23 protein-coding genes are annotated in these 21,470 nt (G+C 71.2%); 17 read left to right on the plus strand and 6 right to left on the minus strand.

Annotation, left to right across the window (positions count from 1 at the left end; genetic code table 11):
* Nucleotides 1-90 precede the first annotated feature (90 nt).
* The gene (locus AC1DP1_RS06865; RefSeq protein ID WP_477506221.1) at nucleotides 91-987 is read left to right on the plus strand and encodes an ABC transporter ATP-binding protein; all 897 of its coding nucleotides are present in this window, start codon (nucleotides 91-93) and stop codon (nucleotides 985-987) included.
* Nucleotides 984-1,796: a hypothetical protein gene (locus AC1DP1_RS06870; protein ID WP_477506222.1), complete on the plus strand. Its 813-nt coding sequence runs from the start codon at nucleotides 984-986 to the stop codon at nucleotides 1,794-1,796. The genes AC1DP1_RS06865 and AC1DP1_RS06870 overlap by 4 nt, the downstream gene beginning before the upstream one ends.
* Before the next feature lie 34 nt (nucleotides 1,797-1,830).
* Here AC1DP1_RS06870 and AC1DP1_RS06875 read toward each other — a convergent pair whose 3' ends face one another.
* A complete protein-coding gene (locus AC1DP1_RS06875; RefSeq protein ID WP_300051237.1) occupies nucleotides 1,831-2,085 on the minus strand; it encodes an RNA-binding S4 domain-containing protein in 255 nt (84 codons plus the stop codon).
* A gap of 19 nt (nucleotides 2,086-2,104) precedes the next feature.
* On the opposite strand from AC1DP1_RS06875, the gene AC1DP1_RS06880 reads away from it, so the two are divergent.
* Entirely contained in the window at nucleotides 2,105-3,322 is a 1,218-nt protein-coding gene (locus tag AC1DP1_RS06880; protein WP_477506223.1) for a phospholipase D-like domain-containing protein, read from the plus strand.
* A gap of 15 nt (nucleotides 3,323-3,337) precedes the next feature.
* Here AC1DP1_RS06880 and AC1DP1_RS06885 read toward each other — a convergent pair whose 3' ends face one another.
* Nucleotides 3,338-4,657, minus strand: coding sequence for a DUF445 domain-containing protein (locus AC1DP1_RS06885; RefSeq protein WP_477506224.1), 1,320 nt, complete (start codon nucleotides 4,655-4,657; stop codon nucleotides 3,338-3,340).
* A 37-nt stretch (nucleotides 4,658-4,694) separates the two neighbouring features.
* Here AC1DP1_RS06885 and AC1DP1_RS06890 point away from each other — a divergent pair, with 37 nt between their 5' ends.
* Nucleotides 4,695-5,090, plus strand: a complete 396-nt coding sequence (locus AC1DP1_RS06890) for an FAD synthase family protein (RefSeq protein ID WP_191195075.1) — start codon at nucleotides 4,695-4,697, stop codon at nucleotides 5,088-5,090.
* A gap of 62 nt (nucleotides 5,091-5,152) precedes the next feature.
* Nucleotides 5,153-6,748 (plus strand): MXAN_6640 family putative metalloprotease, encoded by a 1,596-nt coding sequence (locus tag AC1DP1_RS06895; protein ID WP_477506225.1) that lies wholly within the window; start codon nucleotides 5,153-5,155, stop codon nucleotides 6,746-6,748.
* A 12-nt stretch (nucleotides 6,749-6,760) separates the two neighbouring features.
* Here the strand turns inward: AC1DP1_RS06895 and AC1DP1_RS06900 are convergent, their stop codons facing one another.
* On the minus strand, nucleotides 6,761-7,387 hold the full coding sequence (locus tag AC1DP1_RS06900; protein ID WP_457187701.1) for a TetR/AcrR family transcriptional regulator: 627 nt from the start codon (nucleotides 7,385-7,387) through the stop codon (nucleotides 6,761-6,763).
* 28 nt (nucleotides 7,388-7,415) lie between these two features.
* On the opposite strand from AC1DP1_RS06900, the gene AC1DP1_RS06905 reads away from it, so the two are divergent.
* The 9 genes from AC1DP1_RS06905 (at nucleotide 7,416) to AC1DP1_RS06945 (ending at nucleotide 15,072) form a co-directional block, all read left to right on the plus strand.
* Complete coding sequence (locus AC1DP1_RS06905; RefSeq protein WP_477506226.1) at nucleotides 7,416-8,669, plus strand: acyl-CoA dehydrogenase family protein; 1,254 nt, start codon at nucleotides 7,416-7,418, stop codon at nucleotides 8,667-8,669.
* The gene (locus tag AC1DP1_RS06910) at nucleotides 8,666-9,427 is read left to right on the plus strand and encodes an SDR family NAD(P)-dependent oxidoreductase (RefSeq protein WP_477506227.1); all 762 of its coding nucleotides are present in this window, start codon (nucleotides 8,666-8,668) and stop codon (nucleotides 9,425-9,427) included. The genes AC1DP1_RS06905 and AC1DP1_RS06910 overlap by 4 nt, the downstream gene beginning before the upstream one ends.
* Nucleotides 9,424-10,509, plus strand: coding sequence for a phosphotransferase family protein (locus AC1DP1_RS06915; protein WP_477506228.1), 1,086 nt, complete (start codon nucleotides 9,424-9,426; stop codon nucleotides 10,507-10,509). The genes AC1DP1_RS06910 and AC1DP1_RS06915 overlap by 4 nt, the downstream gene beginning before the upstream one ends.
* Complete coding sequence (locus AC1DP1_RS06920) at nucleotides 10,506-11,174, plus strand: histidine phosphatase family protein (RefSeq protein WP_477506229.1); 669 nt, start codon at nucleotides 10,506-10,508, stop codon at nucleotides 11,172-11,174. Before AC1DP1_RS06915 ends, AC1DP1_RS06920 begins: the two co-directional genes overlap by 4 nt.
* Nucleotides 11,175-11,181: 7 nt before the next feature.
* Nucleotides 11,182-11,925 carry an SDR family oxidoreductase gene (locus AC1DP1_RS06925; protein ID WP_477506230.1) on the plus strand — a complete coding sequence of 248 codons (744 nt, stop codon included), beginning with the start codon at nucleotides 11,182-11,184 and terminating at the stop codon, nucleotides 11,923-11,925.
* Between the two features lie 53 nt (nucleotides 11,926-11,978).
* Nucleotides 11,979-13,238, plus strand: a complete 1,260-nt coding sequence (locus tag AC1DP1_RS06930) for a sulfatase family protein (RefSeq protein ID WP_477506231.1) — start codon at nucleotides 11,979-11,981, stop codon at nucleotides 13,236-13,238.
* Nucleotides 13,239-13,306: 68 nt separating this feature from the next.
* Nucleotides 13,307-13,603, plus strand: coding sequence for an SHOCT domain-containing protein (locus AC1DP1_RS06935; RefSeq protein ID WP_477506232.1), 297 nt, complete (start codon nucleotides 13,307-13,309; stop codon nucleotides 13,601-13,603).
* Nucleotides 13,600-14,022, plus strand: coding sequence for a hypothetical protein (locus tag AC1DP1_RS06940; protein WP_457187717.1), 423 nt, complete (start codon nucleotides 13,600-13,602; stop codon nucleotides 14,020-14,022). The genes AC1DP1_RS06935 and AC1DP1_RS06940 overlap by 4 nt, the downstream gene beginning before the upstream one ends.
* Before the next feature lie 12 nt (nucleotides 14,023-14,034).
* Nucleotides 14,035-15,072 (plus strand): zinc-binding dehydrogenase, encoded by a 1,038-nt coding sequence (locus tag AC1DP1_RS06945; RefSeq protein ID WP_477506233.1) that lies wholly within the window; start codon nucleotides 14,035-14,037, stop codon nucleotides 15,070-15,072.
* Between the two features lie 48 nt (nucleotides 15,073-15,120).
* On the opposite strand, the gene AC1DP1_RS06950 is transcribed toward AC1DP1_RS06945, so the two are convergent.
* Together AC1DP1_RS06950 and AC1DP1_RS06955 are read right to left on the minus strand one after the other, a co-directional pair.
* Nucleotides 15,121-16,083 carry a hypothetical protein gene (locus AC1DP1_RS06950; protein ID WP_477506234.1) on the minus strand — a complete coding sequence of 321 codons (963 nt, stop codon included), beginning with the start codon at nucleotides 16,081-16,083 and terminating at the stop codon, nucleotides 15,121-15,123.
* Nucleotides 16,080-16,583, minus strand: coding sequence for a SigE family RNA polymerase sigma factor (locus AC1DP1_RS06955; protein ID WP_477506235.1), 504 nt, complete (start codon nucleotides 16,581-16,583; stop codon nucleotides 16,080-16,082). The genes AC1DP1_RS06950 and AC1DP1_RS06955 overlap by 4 nt, the downstream gene beginning before the upstream one ends.
* Before the next feature lie 249 nt (nucleotides 16,584-16,832).
* Here AC1DP1_RS06955 and AC1DP1_RS06960 point away from each other — a divergent pair, with 249 nt between their 5' ends.
* The 3 genes from AC1DP1_RS06960 to AC1DP1_RS06970 all read left to right on the plus strand — a co-directional run bounded on the left by AC1DP1_RS06960 (nucleotide 16,833) and on the right by AC1DP1_RS06970 (nucleotide 18,855).
* A complete protein-coding gene (locus AC1DP1_RS06960; protein WP_477506236.1) occupies nucleotides 16,833-17,285 on the plus strand; it encodes a hypothetical protein in 453 nt (150 codons plus the stop codon).
* Between the two features lie 161 nt (nucleotides 17,286-17,446).
* A complete protein-coding gene (locus AC1DP1_RS06965; protein WP_477506237.1) occupies nucleotides 17,447-17,947 on the plus strand; it encodes a DUF6326 family protein in 501 nt (166 codons plus the stop codon).
* Nucleotides 17,948-18,189: 242 nt separating this feature from the next.
* Entirely contained in the window at nucleotides 18,190-18,855 is a 666-nt protein-coding gene (locus AC1DP1_RS06970; RefSeq protein WP_477506238.1) for a hypothetical protein, read from the plus strand.
* 145 nt (nucleotides 18,856-19,000) lie between these two features.
* On the opposite strand, the gene AC1DP1_RS06975 is transcribed toward AC1DP1_RS06970, so the two are convergent.
* Entirely contained in the window at nucleotides 19,001-21,367 is a 2,367-nt protein-coding gene (locus tag AC1DP1_RS06975; RefSeq protein ID WP_477506239.1) for a sulfatase-like hydrolase/transferase, read from the minus strand.
* Nucleotides 21,368-21,470 lie beyond the last annotated feature (103 nt).

Consider the following 21,470-nt stretch of genomic DNA (forward strand, 5'->3'; position numbering starts at 1 on the left):
CGTCCCCGGGGTGCAGGCCGATACCGAGGTCGGACCCTGGCGAGCCCTGCGCCCGATGCCCCGGCACCCCGGCGGGACGAGGCTGGACCCATGATCACAGTCGAGAACCTCACCAAGCGCTACGGCGGGTTCACCGCCGTCGACGACATCTCCTTCGAGGTCCGCCCGGGGAGCGTCGTCGGCTTCCTCGGACCCAACGGTGCCGGCAAGTCGACCGCCATGCGGATGATGACCGGGCTGACGCCACCCACCTCGGGCCGTGCGACCCTCCTGGGCCAGCCCTACCGCGACCTGCACAACCCCGGCCGCCAGGTCGGCGTCATGCTCGACGCGTCCGCCCAGCACCCCGGCCGCACCGGCCGTGAGGTGCTCCGGGTCGCCGCCATCTCGATCGGGGTCTCCAAGACCCGCGTCGAGGAGGCGCTCGCGCTCGTCGGCCTCAACGACGAGGAGGCCGGGCGCCGCGTCCGCAACTACTCCCTCGGGATGCGCCAGCGTCTCGGCATCGCCGCGGCGCTCCTCGGCGAGCCGCAGGTCCTCGTCCTCGACGAGCCCGCCAACGGCCTCGACCCGCAGGGCATCCACTGGATGCGCGGCCTGTTGCGACGCTTCGCCGACGGCGGCGGGACCGTGCTCCTGTCGAGCCACCTGCTGCACGAGGTGCAGATCGTCGCCGACGACCTGGTCATGATCGGCCGGGGGAAGATCGTCGCGATGGGCTCCAAGGAGGAGCTGCTCAGCCGCGGCGGCACCTCGGTGTCCTCCACGGACGACGCGCGGCTCGCCCAGCTGCTCCAGGCCGCCGACGTGTCCGTCACCCGCACCGGTTCGGGCCTCGTCGTCGAGGCCGAGCCCCGCGTGGTCGGCGAGATCGCCGCCCGCGAGTCCCTCGTCCTGCTCGAGCTGCGCTCCGGCGGCTCGGAGGGCCTGGAGGAGATGTTCCTCGGCCTCACGGCCGCCACTTCCCGTGAAGGAGACGCRGCATGAGCACCGAGACGAGCACCGAGACCGAGACCGGCACCGCACCCGTCGTCGGCGGCGGCACGGCCGGCACCGCCTCCGCGCTGGAGGGGCGCCCGGGAGTTCCGTTCGGGCGCACCCTGCAGGCCGAGGTGCGCAAGATGGTCGACACCCGCGCGGGCCGCTGGATGGTCATCGTCATGGCCGCCCTGGTCGTCTTCATCCTGGCCGCGTTCGTCCTCTGGGGCCCCGCCGAGGACGCGACCTTCGACAACCTGCTGCAGATCGCCACGCTGCCGCTCGCGATGCTGCTGCCGGTCATCGGCATCATGGCGGCGACCGCGGAGTGGACCCAGCGCACCGGGCTGGTCACCTTCACCCTCGAGCCGCGGCGCGGCCGCGTCGTGCTCGCCAAGGCGCTGGGCGCCCTCGCACTGGGCCTGGTCGTCACGGCGGTCGCCTTCGCGGCCGCAGCCCTCGCCAACCTGGCCGGCACCGGGACGTGGGACCTCGACGCCGCGGCCGGTGCCGGTCTGGTGCTGGCGCTGCTCATCTACGTCCTGCAGGGCGTCGCGTTCGGGCTGCTGTTCCTCAACACCCCGGTCGCCATCGTCACGGTCCTGGTCCTGCCCACGGCCTGGACCATCGCCACGCAGGTCTTCAGCTCGCTCGCCGACGTCGGCCGCTGGATCGACCTGGACTCGGTCACCCGTCCGCTGTTCGCCGGGGAGATGGCGGGCCAGGACTGGGCCCAGCTCGGCACCGGCGTCGGCGTGTGGGTGCTGCTGCCCCTGGCGGTCGGCACCTGGCGGGTCCTCACACGTGAGGTGAAGTAGCCGGGGGGCCTTCACCTCACCCCCGTCGCCACCCTCACCACGGGACGTCGATCTCGATCTCCCCGGTGGCGACACGGGCCGCCAGCCCGCCCAGCGTGACCACGTCACCGGGGACGAGCTGGCGGCCCCGTCGCGTCTCGACCTCGTCGTTGACCTGCACCGCGCCGTCCGCGATCACCGGCTTGGCCTCGGCGCCGCTCTCGACGAGGTTGGCGAGCTTGAGGAACTGGCCCAGCCGGATCGACTCGTCGCGGATCGGGACGTCGACGGGCTCGCTGGTCGGTGACATGTCTCTAGGGTAGGTGTCCGTGCGCATCCGAAGCCTCCTCCTCGCCGCGGCGTCGCTCTGCCTCGCGACGCCCCTGCTGGCCGTCACCACCCCCGGCGCCCCGGCCAGCGCACGTCCCGCCGAGACGGCGGGCAAGGTGGCGGGCAAGAGCGGGTGCCAGGGGCAGGCCGGGGTCGAGGTGTGCTTCACCTCCCCGCCCACGGTCACGTCCGACCCGACCGTGCTCGACCGCCCGAGCCGGCTCTTCGACACGGCCGGTCCCGGCGACACGATCCGGATCGCGATGTTCCGCTGGGACATCCAGCCGCCCACCGACGCGATCCTCGCTGCCCAGCGCCGCGGCGCCACGGTGCTCCTGGTCGGCGACGACGACCTCCGTCTCAACAAGCAGGGACGCCGGCTGATCACCACGCTGGAGGAGCAGGACCCGGCGCGACGCAACGTCACCATCTGCGACGGCGCCTGCCTGCCGTGGCGCGCACCCGGCCCCTACCCCGACAGCCAGGACGTGCAGCACCTGAAGTTCTACGTCACCGACATCGGCGGCGTGAAGTCGTTCATGACCTCGTCGGCCAACCTCGAGGACCGGCAGTACCGCCAGTACAACTCGTTCATCAAGATCGACGACCCGGCCCTCCACGACTTCGGGGTGGAGTACTTCTCCCGGATGGAGGCACAGAGCCTGACGGTCGGCGGCGAGCGGTGGGACGATCGCCGCAAGGTGTGGACGAGCGGGTCGGTCACGGCGGCCGTCTACCCCAACCGCAACGACCTGCTGCTCTCGACGCTGAAGGACATCACCTGCACGCGCGGTGCCCGGGACGTCTCGGCGATGTTCGCGGTGATCCAGCGCGCCGACGTGCGCGCCCAGCTGGCGCGGCTCTCCGACCGGGGGTGCCGGGTGCGGATCGTCACCTCACGCGACACGGTGGAGAACTGGGTGCAGCGCGAGCTGCCCAGCGGCGACATCCCGGACCGGCAGGTCCGCACCGTGCTGACCCACGACAAGATGCTGGTGGCCCACGCCAGGTTCCGCGGCAAGGCGACGCACGTCGTGGTCACCGGCACCTCCAACACCACGTGCGGCGGCCTGCTCTACAACGACGAGGTGATGCTCCGCGTGGTGGACAACCCCTGGCTGCACGACCAGTACCTCGCGCACTTCGACGACGCGTACTCCCGCGCGCACCAGAGCCGGTCGCGGGTCATGCCCGTGATGAAGCCCTGTCGCCGCTGACTCGACGCGTGCGCGTCAGCCCACCAGGACGCTGACCGCGTGGATCAGCACGCCGACCAGGCCGCCGACGATCGTGCCGTTGATCCGGATGAACTGCAGGTCGCGACCGACGTGCAGCTCGATGCGACGTGCCGCCTCCTTGCCGTCCCAGCGCTCGATCGTCGAGGTGATGACCGTGGTCACCTCGGCGCCGTAGCGCTCGACCGCGAAGACGGTGAGGTCGGCGGCCATCCGGTCGAGGCGCTCGCGCAGCGCGGCGTCGTCGCGCAGCTGCTCCGCGAACGCGCTCAGCTCGGACAGGAGCCGCTGGCGCACGGCCCCCTCGGGGTCGCGGATCGAGCCGAGGAGCGCCGAGCGCATCGCCTTCCACAGCGAGATCGCGGTGGTCACGACCTGGGGGTGCTCCAGCAGGCGCTCCTTGAGCGCCTCGGTGCGGCGGACCGTCTCCTCGTCGTTGAGCAGGTCGTGGGCCAGTTGCCCCAGCATCGAGTCCAACGCCTCGCGGGCGCGGTGGTGCGGGTCGTCGCGGATGTCCTCGAGCCACGCGAGGGCCTGCACGTGCAGCCGTGAGGTGACGGCGTCGTTGAGCTTGGGCGGCGCCCACCACGGCGCCCGCTCCTCCAGCACCCGGGTGAACGTCTCGGGGTTGTCGACCAGCCAGCTGTGCAGCTCGTCGACCGCGAGGTCGACCAGGCCGTGGTGGAGGTCGTCGCGCAGCACTTCCATCAGCGTCGTCCCCAGAAGCGGCGAGATCGGCTCCTCGCGGAACCGCGGCACGAGGGCGTGCGTGACGAGGTCGGCGACGTGGTCGTCGCGGACCTTGCCGAGCGCGATCACAGCCACCTCGGCCACCTCGTCGACCACGCGCCGGGCGTGGGCCGGCTCGGCCAGCCAGGTTCCGACCCTGGCGGAGATCGTCGCGGCGGCCACCCGCTCGCGGATGATGTCCTCCTGGAGGAAGTTCTCGCCCACGAACTCCTCGAGCCCCTTGCCCAGCTCGTCCTTGCGCTTGGGCACGAGCGCGGTGTGCGGGATCGGCAGGCCGAGCGGGTGCTTGAACAGCGCCGTCACCGCGAACCAGTCGGCGATCGCACCGACCATCGACGCCTCGGCGCCCGCGTTGACGAACCCCCAGAACCCGTCGCGGCCCAGCGTGGCGGCGTACACGCAGGCAGCGAGGAGCAGCAGGCCCACGGCCACCGTCCGCATCTGACGCAGCCCGCGGCGACGGGCCTCGTCCATCTCGGGATCGGGCGTGATCAGGGAGATCGGAGGCGGGCTCGACGGGGAGCCCGACGACGAGCGAGCGGAGGAGGTGGCGGAGGTGGCGGCCATGCCAGCCATCCTCCCCGACCGTGCCAGAATGCCGCGCATGCCTCGCACCGTGATCACCTTCGGCACGTTCGACGTCTTCCACGTCGGGCACCTGCGCGTCCTCGAGCGCGCCGCCGCACTGGGCGACCGGCTGGTCGTGGGTGTGTCCGCGGACGCCCTCAACGAGCGCAAGAAGGGCCGCGCGCCCATCTTCAGCGAGCGCGAGCGTCTGGCGATCGTCGGCGCGCTCAAGGTCGTCGACGCCGTCTTCGTCGAGGAGAGCCTGGAGCAGAAGCGCGACTACGTCGTCGAGCACGGCGCGGACGTCCTCGTGATGGGTGACGACTGGGCCGGCAAGTTCGACGAGCTCGGGGACGTCTGCGAGGTCGTCTACCTCGCCCGCACCCCGGCGATCTCCACCACCGCGATCATCGAGCACATCGCGGATCTGTGACCCGCCCCCGGCAGGGTCGCCGGGTTAGGGTCGTCCCGGACATGACCGACACGAGGGGAACCATGCGCAGAATCGTCACCACCGCTGTGGCCATCGCACTGGTGGGTGGGGCGCTCGGCGCCCCGGCCGTCGCTGCCGACGCCGACCGCCCGGGCACGCCCGGGTCCTTCCCTGGATCGGCCGGGGTCCTCGACCCCTCCGACCTGCTCGAGCTCACGCCCGAGCCGGCCCTGCCGGTCCTCGAGTCGCAGATCGAGCCGACGGCCTCCGAGACCCTCGCGACCGCGCGCCGTGTCCTCGCGGGCGACGCCCGCCCGAGCGACCCGTCCGCGACGCTCGTGCTGCGGGACCTCTGGATGAAGCGGTCCAGGCTGACCGGGGCGGAGCGCCGCACGGCGGACGCCATGCTGGCCCGCCCGACCGACGGCGTGACCGACCCGCAGGGCTTCGGCTACACCACCGCCGAGGCTCCGCCGCTGTGCAACACCCGCCTGTGCGTCCACTACGTGCCGACCGGGGCCGACGCCCCGCCGTCGCCCGACTGGCCCGCCCAGAACCTCGCGGTGATGGACTCCGTGTGGACCACCATCGTCGACCAGATGGGCTACCGCGCGCCGGTGCGCGACGGGGCGCAGGGCGGCAGCCCGGTCTTCGACGTCTACCTCAAGGACCTCGGCGGCGACCTCTACGGCTTCTGCGCCGGTGAGGACAAGGCCAAGAAGCGCACCGCGTCGGGCTACTGCGTGCTCGACAACGACTTCGCCGCCGCCCAGTTCCCCAACGGCACGCCCCTCGACAACCTGGTCGTGACCGCTGGACACGAGTTCTTCCACGCCGTCCAGTACGCCTACGACTACGCCGAGGACCCGTGGATGATGGAGTCCACGGCGACCTGGATGGAGGAGCGGATCGCGACCGCGGTCAACGACAACCGCCAGTACCTCCCCGTCAGCCAGATCTACGCGCCCAACATCCCGCTCGACGCCTTCAGCCGCACCAACGGCTTCCAGTACGGCAACTGGGTGTTCTGGGAGTACCTCACCGCGCGCTACGGCAACGGGCTGGTGCTCAAGACCTGGAAGCAGGCCGGCAGCCTCAAGAAGGACGGCGGCAAGAACAGCCTCCCGGCGCTGCAGAAGGTGCTCAAGCGCAAGGGCGGCTTCACCAAGAACTACGCCCAGTTCGCCGCCGGCAACCTGACCCCGGCCGCCAACTTCCCCGAGGGCGCCGAGTACCCCGGCCCCAAGGTCCGCGGCGCCAAGCTGCTGAGCAAGCGCAAGCGCGCCAAGCGCTTCGGCACCAAGGTCAACCACCTGGCCTCCGCGTCCTACGTCTACGGCCCCGGCAAGGGCCTGGACGGCAAGAAGTGGAAGCTGAGCCTGCGGATCTCCGGTCCCGCCAAGCGCACCTCGCCGGCCGCGGTGGTGGTCGTCCACCAGCTCGACGGCAAGCGCAAGGTCAAGAGGGTCAAGCTCAACGGTGGTGGCGACGGGCGCATCAAGGTGCCCTTCGACAACCGCAAGGTCGGCGCCGTCACGGTGACGCTGGTCAACGCCTCGACCCGCTACCAGTGCGGCCGCGGCACCCTGCTGGCCTGCAAGGGCAAGCCTCTCGACGACAAGCTGCGGTTCGCCGTCAAGGGGCGCGTCACCAAGTGACGAGCCACCTGATCACGAGCTGATCCGCAGCAGGGCGTGGAGCGCGGCGACGCACTCCTCGACCAGCTGCGACAACGGGACCGGGCGTTCGCCGGTCGGCACTGCCGACCAGGTGAGCGCCCGGTCCTCTGTGTAGGCCCACCACGCGCGTACGACGTCGCGGCGGGCCTCCGGCACGTCGAGCGCGGTCATGACGCGCTCGGTGCTGCCGTCGCGGACCGAGTCCATGACCTCGCTGACGCGCGGGTCGGCGACGCCGTGGCCGTGGACGAGCGCGAGGTAGAACCCGCGCCGCCGCTCGATCTGCTCGATCATCAGCCGGGTCACGGTCTCCACCTGCTCCTCCCCCGTCGCGCCCTCGTCGGGTGCGGTGGTGCGCAGCATCCGGCGACCGGCGGCCGCGATGCAGGCCAGGTAGAAGTCGGTCTTCGTGGGGAAGTAGTGGAACAGCAGGCCGCGCGAGATGCCCGCCTCAGTGGCGATGTCGTCCATCGACAGGTCCTGGATCGGCGTCTCGACGATCTTGGCGAGCCCGATGGCGACGAGCTGGCGCCGTCGCTCGTCCGCGCTCAGCCGGCGGCGTACGACCGGGGCTCCTGCGGACACGGTCTGCTCGGCGTCGGACATGCTGTTGAGCATTGCTCAACAGTGTGCGAAGGTCAACGACATGGACTTCTCCCTCTCCCCGCGCGCCGCCGACCTCCGCGACCGCGTGCGTGCGTTCGTCGCCGACGAGATCGAGCCGCTCGAGGCCGAGGCGCACCGGCGCATCACCCGGCTGCGGGAGTCGGGCCGCGACAGCTGGACCCCCGACCCGGTCATCGGCGAGCTGCAGGCCAAGGCGCGCGCCCAGGGCCTGTGGAACCTCTTCCTCCCGGCCGTCCACGCCGGCCGCTACGCCTCCGACTTCGGCACCGACGGCGGCGAGGGCCTCACCAACGTCGACTACGCACCGGTCGCCGAGGCGATGGGACGCTCGTTCCTCGCTCCCCTCGTCTTCAACTCCAACGCGCCCGACACGGGCAACATGGAGGTGCTGCTCAAGTACGGCACCGACGAGCAGCGCGAGCAGTGGCTCGAGCCCCTGCTGCGCGGGGAGATCCGCAGCGCCTTCTGCATGACCGAGCCCGCGGTCGCCTCCTCCGACGCGACCAACATGGCCGCCACCGCGGAGGTCGACGGCGACGAGATCGTCATCAACGGCCGCAAGTGGTGGTCCACCGGCGTCGGCAACCCCGACTGCAAGGTGCTCGTCTTCATGGGTCTCTCCGACCCCGAGGCCGACCGGCACTCGCGCCACACGATGGTCCTGGTGCCGCGCGACGCGACGGGCGTGAAGGTCGAGCGGATGCTCACCACGATGGGCTACTACGACGAGCCGCTGGGCCACGGCGAGGTCTCCTTCGACAACGTGCGCGTGCCCGCGTCCAACGTCCTGCTCGGCCCGGGTCGCGCCTTCGAGATCGCCCAGGGGCGGCTCGGCCCCGGTCGGGTCCACCACTGCATGCGCGCCATCGGCCTCGCCGAGCGCGCGCTCGAGCTGGGGTGTGCGCGCGCGGTGTCGCGCACCGCGTTCGGCAAGCCGATCGCCAACCTCGGCGGCAACCGCGAGCGGATCGCCGACGCCCGCATCGCGATCAACCGCTCGCGCCTGCTGGTCATGCACGCCGCCTGGCTCCTCGACCAGGGGATGAGCCGCGAGGCCTACTCAGCGGTCAGCGAGATCAAGGTGGAGGTGCCCAACATGGCCCTCGACGTCATCGACATGGCCATCCAGCTGCACGGCGGTGGCGGCCTGTCGGACGACTTCCCGCTCGCCAACGCGTGGGTGGGCGCCCGGTCGCTGCGGCTCGCCGACGGACCCGACGAGGTGCACCGCAACGTGATCGCGAAGATCGAGCTCGGGAAGTACACCGCATGAGCAGAGTGCTGGTCACGGGTGCCGCCTCCGGGCTGGGCGCCGCCCTCGTCTCCGCCTTCCGCGCCCGGGGTGACGAGGTGCTCGCCACGGACCGTGTCGGCGCTGACGGCATCGACCTGGTCCTCGACATCACCTCCGACGACGACTGGGCCGCGGCCCTCGAGGCCGTGCGCCAGCGCTGGGGCGGGCTCGACGTCCTGGTCAACAACGCCGGGGTCGCCGGTGGCGGCCGGGTCGACCGCTGCACGCTCGAGGAGTGGCAGTGGATCACCGACATCAACCTCTTCGGGCTGGTGCGCGGCACGCGGACCTTCGTGCCGATGCTCAAGGAGCAGGGCTCCGGCCACCTGGTCAACGTCGCCTCGCTCGCCGGCCTCGTGCACCCGGGCGGGATGGGCTCCTACAACGCGGTGAAGGCCGCGGTCGTGGCGTTCACCGAGACCTGCGGCCACGAGCTGGCGTCGTACGGCATCCGGGCGAGCGTGGTGTGCCCGTCCTACTTCCGCACCAACCTGATGGACTCGATGCAGGGCAGCGACGAGCTCGTCGGCCAGGTGATCGGCGGGCTGGTCGAGCGCTCCCGGATCACCGCCGACGACATCGCCGCCGCCGTGCTGGCCGGGATCGACGCCGGTGACGACGTGATCGTGCCCGACGAGGCGGCGCGACAGGCCTACTTCCTCAAGTGGGCCGACCGACCCGCGTACGACGCCGTGATGCGCGACCAGGCGGCCAAGCTCCAGGCGGCCGGCTCGTGACCGCTGTCCCCGGCGCGCGGGAGGTGCGCGAGGAGGACGCGTTCGACGTGGCGCGGGTCGCGGCGTGGCTCCGCGCCCGTGCCGCTACCCCCGACGGGCTCGACGGCGAGCCGGAGGTCCGGCAGTTCACCGGCGGCGCCTCGAACCTCACCTACCTGCTGCGCTACCCCTCCGGCCGCGACCTCATCGTGCGGCGGGCGCCGGCCGGCACGAAGGCGCGGGGTGCGCACGACATGCACCGGGAGTACGTCATCCAGTCGGCGCTCGCGCCGGTCTTCGACCACGTCGCGTCGATGGTCGCCTTCTGCGACGACGCCGACGTCATCGGCGGCGACTTCTACGCCATGGACCGCATCCCCGGCGTGATCCCCCGCAGCGAGTGGCCCGCCGACGTGCCGCTGTCCGCCGAGCAGGCGCGCGAGCTGTGCCTGCACGCGGTCGACGTGCTGGCCGAGCTGCACGGCATCGACCCGGCGGCCGCCGGGCTCGCCGACCTCGGCAAGGGGCACGGCTACGTCCGGCGCCAGGTCGACGGGTGGTCGACCCGCTACCGCAACGCCCGCACCGACGACGTGCCCGACCTCGAGTCGGTGATGGCGTGGCTCGACGCGCACCAGCCCGACGACGTGGCCACCTGCGTGATCCACAACGACTTCAAGCTCGACAACCTCGTCGTCGCCGAGGACGACGTGACCCGGGTCGTCGGGGTGCTCGACTGGGAGATGGCCACTCTCGGCGACCCGCTGATGGACCTCGCCGGCTCGATGGCCTACTGGGTGCAGGCCGACGACACCGAGGAGTTCCAGATGATGCGGCGGGTGCCGACGCACCTGCCAGGCATGCTGACCCGCGACGAGTTCGTGGCGGCGTACGCCGAGCGCACCGGTCGGTCGGTCACGCCCCAGCAATGGCGGTTCTACGAGGTCTTCGGGCTGTTCCGGATGGCCGTCATCGCCCAGCAGATCTACTACCGGTACTTCCACGGGCAGACGACCAACGAGATGTACGCCCTCTTCGGCCCGGCCGTGCAGATCATCGGCCGCCGCATCGACGGGCTCATCGAAGCGCCCGGGGCGCCGTGAGCCGCATCCTCCTGGTGCGGCACGGACAGGCCTCGTTCGGCGCCGCCGACTACGACGACCTCTCCCCCACCGGCCACGAGCAGTCGCGGGTGCTCGGCGCCGCGCTCGCTGCCCGCGGGGTCGTGCCCGACCTGCTGGTCGCCGGCGAGATGCGACGGCACGGCCAGACGGCGGCCGGGGTCCTCGACGGTGCCGGTTGGACGGCGGACGTCGAGGTCGACGCCGGCTGGAACGAGTTCGACCACCTGCAGGTGCTCGCCGTCCACGACCAGCCCACGACCGCGGAGGGCGAGTCGGAGAAGGCCGCCTTCCAGCGGTGGTTCGAGGAGGCGACGCAGCGCTGGACGGCGGGCGAGCACGACGAGTCGTACGACGAGTCCTTCTCCGCCTTCACGACACGCGTCGGCGCCGCGCTCGCGCGGTTCGCGGACGCGCTTCCCCGCAGCGGCACGGCGGTGGTGCTCACCAGCGGTGGGCCCGTGGCCTGGGCCGCCGCATCGCTGCTCGCCGACACCGACCGTGCCCGCACCGACCTGTGGCTCCGGCTCAACCCGGTGTCGATCAACACGGGCACCTCGACGATCGTGCGCGGTTCCCGCGGCACCACCCTCGTCACCTTCAACGCGGCCGACCACCTCTCCCCCGACCTGATCACCTACCGCTAGGACTCCCATGTCGACGACCCTCATCACCGGTGCCAGCAGCGGGCTCGGGGCCGAGATGGCCCGCCAGTTCGCCGCGCGGGGCCACGACCTCGCCCTCTGCGCGCGTCGTACGGACCGCCTCGCCGAGCTCGCCACCGAGATCACCACCGCCCACCCCGACCGCCGCGTCGTCGTCAAGGCGCTCGACGTCACCGACCACGACGCCGTCTTCCGGGTGTTCGACGAGTTCCGTGACGAGCTCGGCGGCCTCGACCGCGTCGTCGTCAACGCCGGCCTCGGCAAGGGCCAGCCGCTCGGCACGGGGCGCTTCGACGCCAACAGGCAGACGGCCGAGACCAACTTCATCGGCGCGCTCGCCCAGACCGAGGCGGCCACCGCGATCTTCCGCGCCCAGGGCTCGGGGCACCTCGTGATGGTGTCGTCGTTCTCGGCGCTCCGCGGGATGCCGGGGAACATCACGACGTACGCCGCGACCAAGGCCGCGGTGGCCCACCTCGCCGAGGGGTTCCGCGCCGACGTGCACGGCACGCCGATCAAGGTGACCGTGCTCTACCCCGGCTACATCGTCTCGGAGATGTCCGGGACGTCGGCGAGGACGCCCCTCATGACGTCGACCGAGAAGGGCGTGCGCGCCATGGTCGAGGCCATCGAGAAGGGGAAGAAGTCGGCCGTCGTCCCCGCCTGGCCCTGGGTGCCCCTCGGGTTCGTGGTCAAGCGGGTGCCGGTCGGGCTGCTGCGCCGGATGGCATAGCCGCCGCACGTCGCGGCGCAGCCCGGTCACCGGCCGTGCGTAGGGTGCAGAGCATGGCCGACAACGTGTTGTGGATCATCACGGACGACCAGATGCGCTCGACGCTGAGGTCGATGGACCGGACGTGGCGCCGGCTCGTCCGCAAGGGCGTGCACTTCCCTCGGGGCTACAGCGCGATGCCGCTGTGCGGCCCGGCGCGCGCCTCGATCCTCACCAGTCGTTACCCCCACAACCACGGGTGCAGCAGCAACATGACCCACCCGCCGTTCGTGGCCCAGGGGCACGACCGGGACACCGTGGCGACACGGCTCCACGCGGCCGGCTACGACACCGGCTACTTCGGCAAGTACATGAACGGGCTCGCCCAGCAGCCGTCGTACGTCGCCCCGGGCTGGGACCGCTGGGTCGCGCTGCTCGACGGCATGATCGACGACCCGCGGGTCAACGTCGACGGAGCCATCCGGCAGGTCCCCTCGCAGCGCGCGTTCGACCGTTTCGCAGCGTCGCGGCTGCGCCGCTTCATCCGCCGCCACCAGGACTCCGGGCCGTGGTTCGCGGTGTTTGCGCCGACAGCACCGCACGGCCCCTACACGCCGAGCCCGGAGCACGCCGACGACTTCGACGGGGTGGCCTGGAACCCACCGGCGTCCAACGAGTCCGACATGAGCGACAAGCCGACGTGGTTGCAGGACCTTCCCCCGCAGGACCGTGAACGGATGCGGAAGATCTACGAGGGAAAGCTCGAGGAGCTGCAGGACGTCGACGACCAGATCGCGAGCGTGCTGGACGTCCTGAAGCGCAGCGGCCAGCTCAGGCGGACCTGGATCTTCTTCGTCTCCGACAACGGCTACCTGCTCGGCGAGCACCGGCTGCTCCACAAGTCGCAGCCCTACGAGGAGGCGGCGGGCATCCCGTTCGCCGCCCGCGGCCCCGGCGCGGAGCCGAGCACCGTGGACGCGCTGGTCTCACAGGTCGACCTGATGCCCACCGCCCTCGACGTGGCCGGCCTCGACCCCGACGCCGGACGCGACCTCGACGGCCGCTCGATGCTCGGGCCGCTCAGGTCCGGCGACTGGTCCGGCTGGCGACGACGGCTGCTGGTCGAGAACACGAACCTGGACTGGTCGATGCTCCGGGAGGGCTCGACCGCCTACATCGAGCACCACGACTCGGCGGAGTGGGAGCTCTACGACCTCGATCGCGACCCCCACCAGCTCACCAGCCTGCGTGACGCCGACGTCGCCGAGCTGGCGCGGACGACGGGGCAGCTCTTCGGCTCGCAGGGCCGAGCCCTGAGGGTGCTCGAGCAGTAGTCGGCTGCAGGGGCGGCAGATCGGCCAGGGTCTGGAGCAGGGGCCGTCCCGTGCGGCATGATCGACCTGTGGTCGTACTGGTACCGCGACAGCTCCGGATGACCGGGATGACCGGCAGCGTGCCCTACTACGGGGGCCGCCTCACCCCGGCGCAGGCGTATGCCGCGGCGCACCCGCCACGTCAGCAGGCCACGCCTCCAGCCGTGCAGCCGCCGGCCCGGGCCTCCCGGGCCTCCCGGGCCTCCCGGGCCTCCCGGGCCTCCCAGCCCTCCCAGGACCCGGTCGAGGCCCTGCAGCACCTGCTCGACACCGGCGTCCTGACGCAGGAGGAGTTCGACGAGCTGCGGGAGCGGGTCGAGCGGTGACCGGGCCGGTCCAGGTCCTGGTGATCGGGTTCGAGGCGCCGTCGTTCTCGGGTGAGGTGCTGGCCGAGCTCGCCGGGCTCCGCGAGCGCGGCGTCGTGCGGCTCGTCGACGTCCTGCTGGTCGAGCGTGGCGACGACGGGACCTTCGAGGTCCTGGACCCGCCCCCCGGCAGCGATCCGGACCTGGGGCGGATCGCAGCAGAGGTCCTCGGCGGAGGTGGGGAGTCCGACGGCGACGTCTCGCTCGACGAGACCTGGTCGCTGGCAGACGCGGTCCCACCGGGCGGTGTCGCCGCCGTCGCGCTCCTCGAGCACCTGTGGGCCGAGCCTCTGGTCGCGGCGATCGGGCGAGCCGGCGGCCGTCCGCTCGGTGAGCTGTGGCTCCCGGCAGGTGAGGTGCCCGACTCGACGGTCGGCTGACAGGATGCCCGGATGCGCGCCATGGTCATCCACGAGGTCCGGGGCCGACCCGAGGTCCACGAGGTCGCCGATCCGGCGTGCCCGGTCGGCGGTGTGGTGGTCCGCGTGCTGGCCACCGGGTTGTGCCGGAGCGACTGGCACGCGTGGGCGGGCCACGACGACATCGCGTTCCCGCACGTGCCGGGTCACGAGCTGGCCGGCGTGGTCGTGGAGGTCGGTGCGGGTGTCGACCGGTGGGCGGTCGGCGACCGCGTGACCGTCCCGTTCGTCTGCGGGTGCGGTCGCTGCGAGTGGTGCCTGTCCGGGAACGCGCAGGTGTGCCCCGACCAGCAACAGCCGGGCTTCACCCACTGGGGATCCTTCGCCGAGCTCGTCGCCCTGCACGCCGCCGACACCAACCTGATCGGCCTTCCCGAGTCGATCGACTTCGCCACCGCAGCCGGCCTCGGCTGCCGGTTCGCCACGGCGTACCGCGCCCTCGTCGGACGCGCACGCGTCAGCGAAGGCGAGTGGGTGACCGTCGTCGGCGCCGGCGGCGTGGGACTCAGCACGGTGATGATCGCGCGCGCCCTGGGAAGTCGGGTGGTCGCGGTGGACCGCAACCCCGAGGCGCTCGCCCTGGCCGCCGACCTCGGCGCGGACCACGTGCTGCTCGCCGACGGCTCGGACGTCCCGGCCGCCGTCGCCGACCTCACGGGAGGCGGCAGCCACGTCGCGGTGGACGCCGTGGGCAGCGAGCAGACCTGCGCCGACGCGATCCTCAGCCTCCGCCGCCGCGGTCGCCACGTGCAGGTGGGACTGCTCCCGCCGGTCGATGGTCACCCGCGCGTGCCGATGGATCGGGTGATCGGCTGGGAGCTCGACCTGCTGGGCAGCCACGGGATGGCCGCGGTGGACTACCCGGACATGCTCGCCCTGGTCGAGCAAGGCCTGCTCCGGCCCGACCAGCTGGTCCAGCGCACCATCGGGCTCGAGGAGGCCGCCACGCTCCTGCCCTCCTTCGACAGGTCGACCGCGGCCGGCATCACGCTCATCGACCCCGCTCGCTGAGCAGCAGGTCGACCTGATGCCGGGAGACGCGACTCACCGGTCTGGCTCCTAGCGAACCTCGCAGTCGACGCCACCCGCGCAGTCGCGCAGGGAGTGGTCATCGACCACTGAGCCGCGGGAGTCGTAGGTGACCACGCGGGCCAGGGCCCCGGGCACGCTCGCCCACAGGATGCTCGACCCCGGTGCCATCGTGTGGTCGACCGTCCCCTCGACGATCGTGCCGGCCGTGTTGACGAACTCGACCCGGGTGACCGAGTCGTCGGGTAGACCGGCCACGGCCAGGGACGGCGCGTCCTCGGACCCGGCGTCGCCGGCGAAGACCTCCAGACCCGTGCCCGGATCGAGGAAGTCGTCGGTGCCGAACCCCCACTCGTAGTGCCGCCGGCCGTCCTCGTTGCGGATCACCGCCGGCACGCAAGCTGCGCCCTGGAAGGACACGCAGGCGAGCTCGAGCGTGCCGTTGACGACTGCGATCCCCATGTCCGTGGAGCCGACCGGTTGTCCGTCCTCGTCACCGGCGGCCGTCTCGATCGCGAGGACTCCGTCGTACAGCCAGCCGGGGAAGGCCGCGCGGTCGTACATCGTCACCCCGGTGTAGCTGGGGACACCGGTGGGGAACGCGTCGCCCTGCACCTCGAACTCATCGCCCGGGATCTCCATCCCGTCGACGGCTCCGAGCGGTTCGGGGACGGCGACCTGCCAGGGCGAGATCCGCTCCGCCCCCGGCACGTCGCGGAGCACCCGCTCCTGCAGCTTGCTGAGGCCGGTGGGACGAGTGGCGACGTCGCGCGCCACAGTGTCGCGTCCACTGCCGCGGCCATCGAGTCCTGGCACGAGCAAGGTTGCGGCCCCGCCCACCGCGATCGTCGCCGCCACCACGACGAGCGCCGCGCGCGTGCGCCGGCGTCGGGCTCCGCGACTCTTCGCCTCAGCCAGACGCCGAGGATCCAGGCGCTCCGCAGCATCGCCCTTCAGGTCTTCGGCGAAGCGCTCCAGCGTGGTCTGCTTCATCGGTACATCTCCTCTTCGACGGGCGCATCCCCGAGGACGCGCAGCTTGGCGAGGGCGCGCGCCAGGGTGCTCTTCACAGTGCCGGGAGCGATGCCGAGCTCGCGCGCGACGTTCGCCTCCGAAAGGTCGTAGTAGTGGCGAAGCACGACCACGCGGCGTTCCCGCTCCGTCAGCTGCGCCAGCAGCCGGACGATCTGGTCACGGTCGTCAGGCCCGGGGTCGGCCGCTCCGGGGTCGGCATGGGCCAGGGCCCCGCCCCCGACCTCGAAGAACCGGCGGCGTCGGATGCGATCCACGTTGAGGTTGACCAGGACCCGTCGGCAGTACGCCAGGGCATCGCCGCTCCGGACCGTGCGCCACTTGGCGTACGTGCGCTCCAGCGCCGTCTGGGCGAGGTCCTCGGCGAGGTGGTGGTCGCCGGTGAGCAGGTACGCCGAACGGTGGAGCTTCGGCCAGGCTGCGTGCGCGAAGTCATCGAACTCCCGGTCTCGCCCGGCCATCAGCGCCCCCTTCCGTACCTGTGATCAGTCTTGCCCGTACATACGCACCCTGGACCGGATCGGTTCTGCCGCGGACGAACAGCATCCCCGGAAGGTGACATGGTGAGGGCTCGACGGGCCCGGGACGAGGGAGACGAGATGGGCTTCCTGATCACACAAGCGTGGGGACTGGACCAGGTTCGGCCGACCGCTGCGGAGGTCGACTCACCGATGCCCGGGGACGTGCTGATCCCGCGTCCCGACGCAGTCATGGACCGAGCGTTCACTCTCCGCGCGCCGCCGGAGGACGTGTGGCCGTGGTTGGTGCAGCTCGGCAAAGGTCGGGCCGGCTGGTACATGACGCACCGCGTCGAGCGACTCGTGCCCCGAGCACGGCGCGCGTCGCGGCACGTCGATCAGCGCTGGCAGCACCTCGTCGTGGGGTCGGTGATCCCCGACTACGGCGGCCGGGACGAGACCTTCACCGTGGCTGAGATCGACCCGCCACACGCGCTCGTCCACACCTCCCGTCGGGGCCGGATGGAGGTCACGTGGGCGATCGCGGTCGCGCCCCTGGACCCACGGTCGTCGCGGGTCCGCCTGCGACTACGGATGGGACCCGTCCGGAGGAAGTGGCTGGTCGCCGTCGCTGGCGAGGCGATCGATCTCGTCACGATCTCGTGGCTGGCCGGAGGCCTCCGCGAGCGGGTGGAACCTGGGTGATCCCGGCGCCAGCCGGGACCGGCGCACCTCGGCGTACCGGCCGAAAGACCGAGAGAGCGCGCCGATCGGCTGGGCGAGCTCCGGCCTCCGAGCCGAGGCGCCCGCCGCCGGGCACCGCGATCGTGGACCTACCGATCCTCACCACAACGACGGAGCCCACGATGACAACACGTCCACCCACCACCACCGCCACACTGGACGACCAGCCGATCCCGGTGCGGGCCAAGCTCGCCGCAGCGTGGACGAGCTTCATGTTCCTGTACGCCTACGTGGACATCCTCGGCTTCTACACGCCCGGCGTCGTCGACGACATCCTCGACGGCAAGGTCTACGAGTTCGACCTCTCCCAGACCTTCTCGGCCACGGTCCTGACCGTCCTGGCCATCCCGATGTTCATGATCGTGCTGTCGACCACGCTGCCGGCCAGGGCGAACCGCATCACGAACCTCGTCGCCGCCGCGCTCTTCGTCCCCTTCACGGTCTTCAACGTGGCAGGCGGGTTCTACCTGTACTTCTACGGACTCGGGGTCGCACTCGAGCTGGTCGTCCTCGCGCTCATCGTGCGGTTCGCCTGGACCTGGCCCCGCACCGCACCGTCGGCGACCGTCGCGAGCATGGCGACCAGCCCGGACCGCGAACCCCTTCGCGCGCACCAGCGATAGGAGCGCGAGGGGGAACGAGGTGATCCACGGGCGCTCGCGTCGCAGCAGGTCGCTCCTTGTCACGCCGGGACAGTCCGCGRCACAGACCGTGAGTGTCCGGCACGGTGTTGCTCCGTTCTGCTCCGGCGCCCGGATCCGTGCTTCTAGGGTGGCCCGATGCAACGGGGGTCCACTTGTCCGAGCCCGCACGACGCGCGAGTGCGCGCGCCGGACACCTTGGCTCAAGAGCCTCGGGACTGCGTGTGAAGGTGTTCGGGGGCGGTGGTGACACGTCCGTCCTCGACTGGACCCAGCCGGTGCTTCCGCCGCTGCCCGATGGAGAGGTCCAACAAATCCAGGGTTGGGAGGTCTACGGGGCGAAGGCCAAGCACCGACCCCAGACGGCGCCCGGCTACCTGGCCGCGCAGCGGCTCGGCCTGCTGCCAACCCCTGCACCCGCGAGCCCGCCACAGCGGTTGCCCGGACTGTCCGCGCAGGCGATGCTGCTCACCGGCATCGGCATGTTCTTCGGCACCATCCTGTTGGTGATAGTGCTCCCGGACACCACGCCGGGACCTTTGTACGCGGCCACGGTGGCGGTCGGTGGCGGTGGCGCGTTCTGGATGATGGGGCGCTTGGGGGCCCGCGAGCGTGAGGAGTTCGTGGCCGGGTACACCTCACGTTCCGCGTTCCCGGGTCTGTGGCGGCTGGGGCGTGGCGGCGCCGTGCTGCGCGAGCCCGACCGAGACGTCCCACCGCCCGGGTTCTACCCCTCGCCGTACAAACCCGGGTTGCTCCAGCATTGGGACGGCCCCGGCTGGCACCCGTTCACGCAGAAGTGGCGACGCAAGCCGGACGACTACTTCCGCTGGCCCGAGCGCCCCTACCTCGACGGCGTGCCGAACCATCCGGTTGGCGGCAAGGCTTAGGCAACGTCATGGTGTGCGGCTGTTGAGACGACCAGAGCCCATGACGTTCCGGCCCGACGTCATGGGGCCGGTCGCGGCCGTTGTCGCCCAGCTCTGAGCTGTTGCTGAGCTCGGACCCGACCCGTCGAGAGGGTCAGGACGTCGCCTACTGACGCGACAGCGCCACGCGCAGGCGTTCCGAGGGATCGATGAAGTGGTCGTGGTCGTCGTCGCCGAGGTCGATCTGGACCCAGCTGATCCGACCCGTGAAGCGACTGGTGGCCGGCGTGTAGTCAGGTGTGACGCAGGTGCCGGTCTCGTGGCCGATGTCGGTGGTCTCGTCGGCGGAGAAGATGATCGCCTGGGTGGCCTCGACCCGGCCGGTGCCGACGGCAGTGCCGTCGCAGTAGAGCGTGACGTCGCCGCCCTTGGCGAGTCCTCCCCCGTCGTACGCGAACTCCACGCGCAGCTGGTGCCTGCCCGCCGGGACCGGGGAGTCCGCCGTGGTCGCGAACTCGTGGATCCCGAGGACGTTGTAGACGAACTTCAACCGGCCGTCCTTGACGTAGAACGCCCAGCCGCCGAAGCGTCCCCCCTGAGCGATCAGCACGCCCTCGGCGCCGCGGTCGCCGACCTCGACGTCCGCGGTGACCGAGAACGACTTGTTCTTGATGCTGACGACGCTGTTCTCCGACAGCCGGCCCATCCCGGGGAAGAACAGCTGCGAGCTGCCCCGGATCAGGGTCGGGCGCCCCGCCGTCTCGGAGTCGAGGCGTTCGGCACCGCGGTCGTCGAGAGGCAGTACGTCGTACTTCGCGGCCTCGATCAGCCACAGCCGCTGGAGCTTCGCCAGCATCTCGGGGTCGTCCGCAGCGAGGTCACGGGCCTGGCTGAAGTCGTGGTTGCCGTCGTAGAGCTCCCAGACGTCGTCGTCGAAGGCCGGCATTTCGCCACCGACCATGATCCACGGGGTCTTGTGCTTCGTGACCGCGCTCCAGCCCCGGTGGTAGATGCCACGGTTGCCGAACATCTCGAAGTACTGCAGGTCGTGACGCTCCGGGGTCTCGGGCTCGTTGAAGCTGTAGAGCATGCTGGTGCCCTCGATCGGCGCCTGCAGCACACCGTTGACCATGGTCGGCTCGGGCAGCCCGGCCGCCTCCAGGATGGTGGGGGCGACGTCGATGACGTGGGCGAACTGCGAGCGCAGACCACCTCGCTCCTCGATGCCGCGGGGCCAGTGCACGATGGTCCCGTTGCGGGTGCCACCCCAGTGCGACGCGACCTGCTTGGTCCACTGGAGGGGCGTGTTCATCGCCCACGCCCACCCGACCGAGTAGTGGTTGTAGGACTCCGGCAGGCCGAGCGCGTCGATCTTCGAGAGCAGGAACTCCGGCGTCTCGAGCGCGGCCATCCCGTTGAAGTTGGCCATCTCGTTGAAGGCACCGTTCATCGTTCCTTCGGCAGAAGCACCGTTGTCGCCGATGATGTAGTAGACGATCGTTTCGTCGAGGACCTCGAGKTCTTCCAGGGCGTCGATCAACCGTCCGACCTGGTCGTCGGTGTGCTCGAGGAACCCGGCGTACACCTCCATCTGCCGAGCCAGCACCGGCTTGAGCTCGTCGGGCATGTCGTCCCACGCCGTGATCTCGTCGTGGCGGGCGGTGAGCTCGGTGTCAGCCGGGACCACGCCGAGCTCCTGCTGCCGCGCGAAGGTGCGCTCACGTTGGACGTCCCACCCGTCGTCGAACTGCCCGGCGTACCTGTCCGCCCACTCCTTCGGCACGTGGTGCGGCGCGTGGGTGGCACCGGGCGCGTAGTAGACGAAGAACGGCTTGTCGGGCATCAGCGCCTTCTGCTGCCGCATCCAGCTCACGGCATGGTCGGTGAGGTCCTCGGTGAGGTGGTAGCCCTCCTCGGCGGTCGCCGGCGGCTCGACGGGAGTCGTCCCGTCGTACAGAGCCGGGTCGTACTGGTTGTTCTCGCCACCGATGAAGCCGTAGAAGGTCTCGAAGCCACCACCGCCCGACGGCCAGGCGTCGAACGGTCCCATCGGCGAGGTCTGCCAGACCGGCACCTCGTGGCACTTGCCGAACTGGGCGGTGGAGTAGCCGTTGAGCTTCAGCGTCAGTGCCAGGGGCGCCTTGGTGTTCGGGCGCAACGAGCTCTGGCCGGGTGCCGACGTCGCCGTCTCGGTGATGCTCCCCATACCGACCGAGTGGTGGTTGCGCCCGGTCAGCAGGGCCTGCCGCGTCGGCGCGCACAGGGCGGTCGTGTGGAACCGGTTGTAGGTCAGCCCGCCCGAGGCCAGGCGCTCAGCCGTCGGCGTCCGGCACGGCCCACCGAACGCGCTCGAAGCACCGAAGCCGACGTCGTCGAGCAGGATGACCAGCACGTTCGGAGCCCCGGCCGGCGGGTGCAGCGGCTCGATCGGCGGGTACGACGTGTCCGGGTCCTTGGCGTCGTACGTCGTCAGGCCGGGGGCGGGACGGTCCGGGATCGGAAGCATCGTGCGCGCGTGGCTGTCCGGGGTCATGGCTTCCTTCCACAGGGCGCGCCCAGTCCGACGCCCTCGGAACCTAGGTCGGTGCGCCGTGGTGCGGCCTCCCCCGGCACGGGTGAGCAGGTGACGCAGCGGG

Source organism: Nocardioides sp. P4_G10 (genome assembly GCF_056401175.1).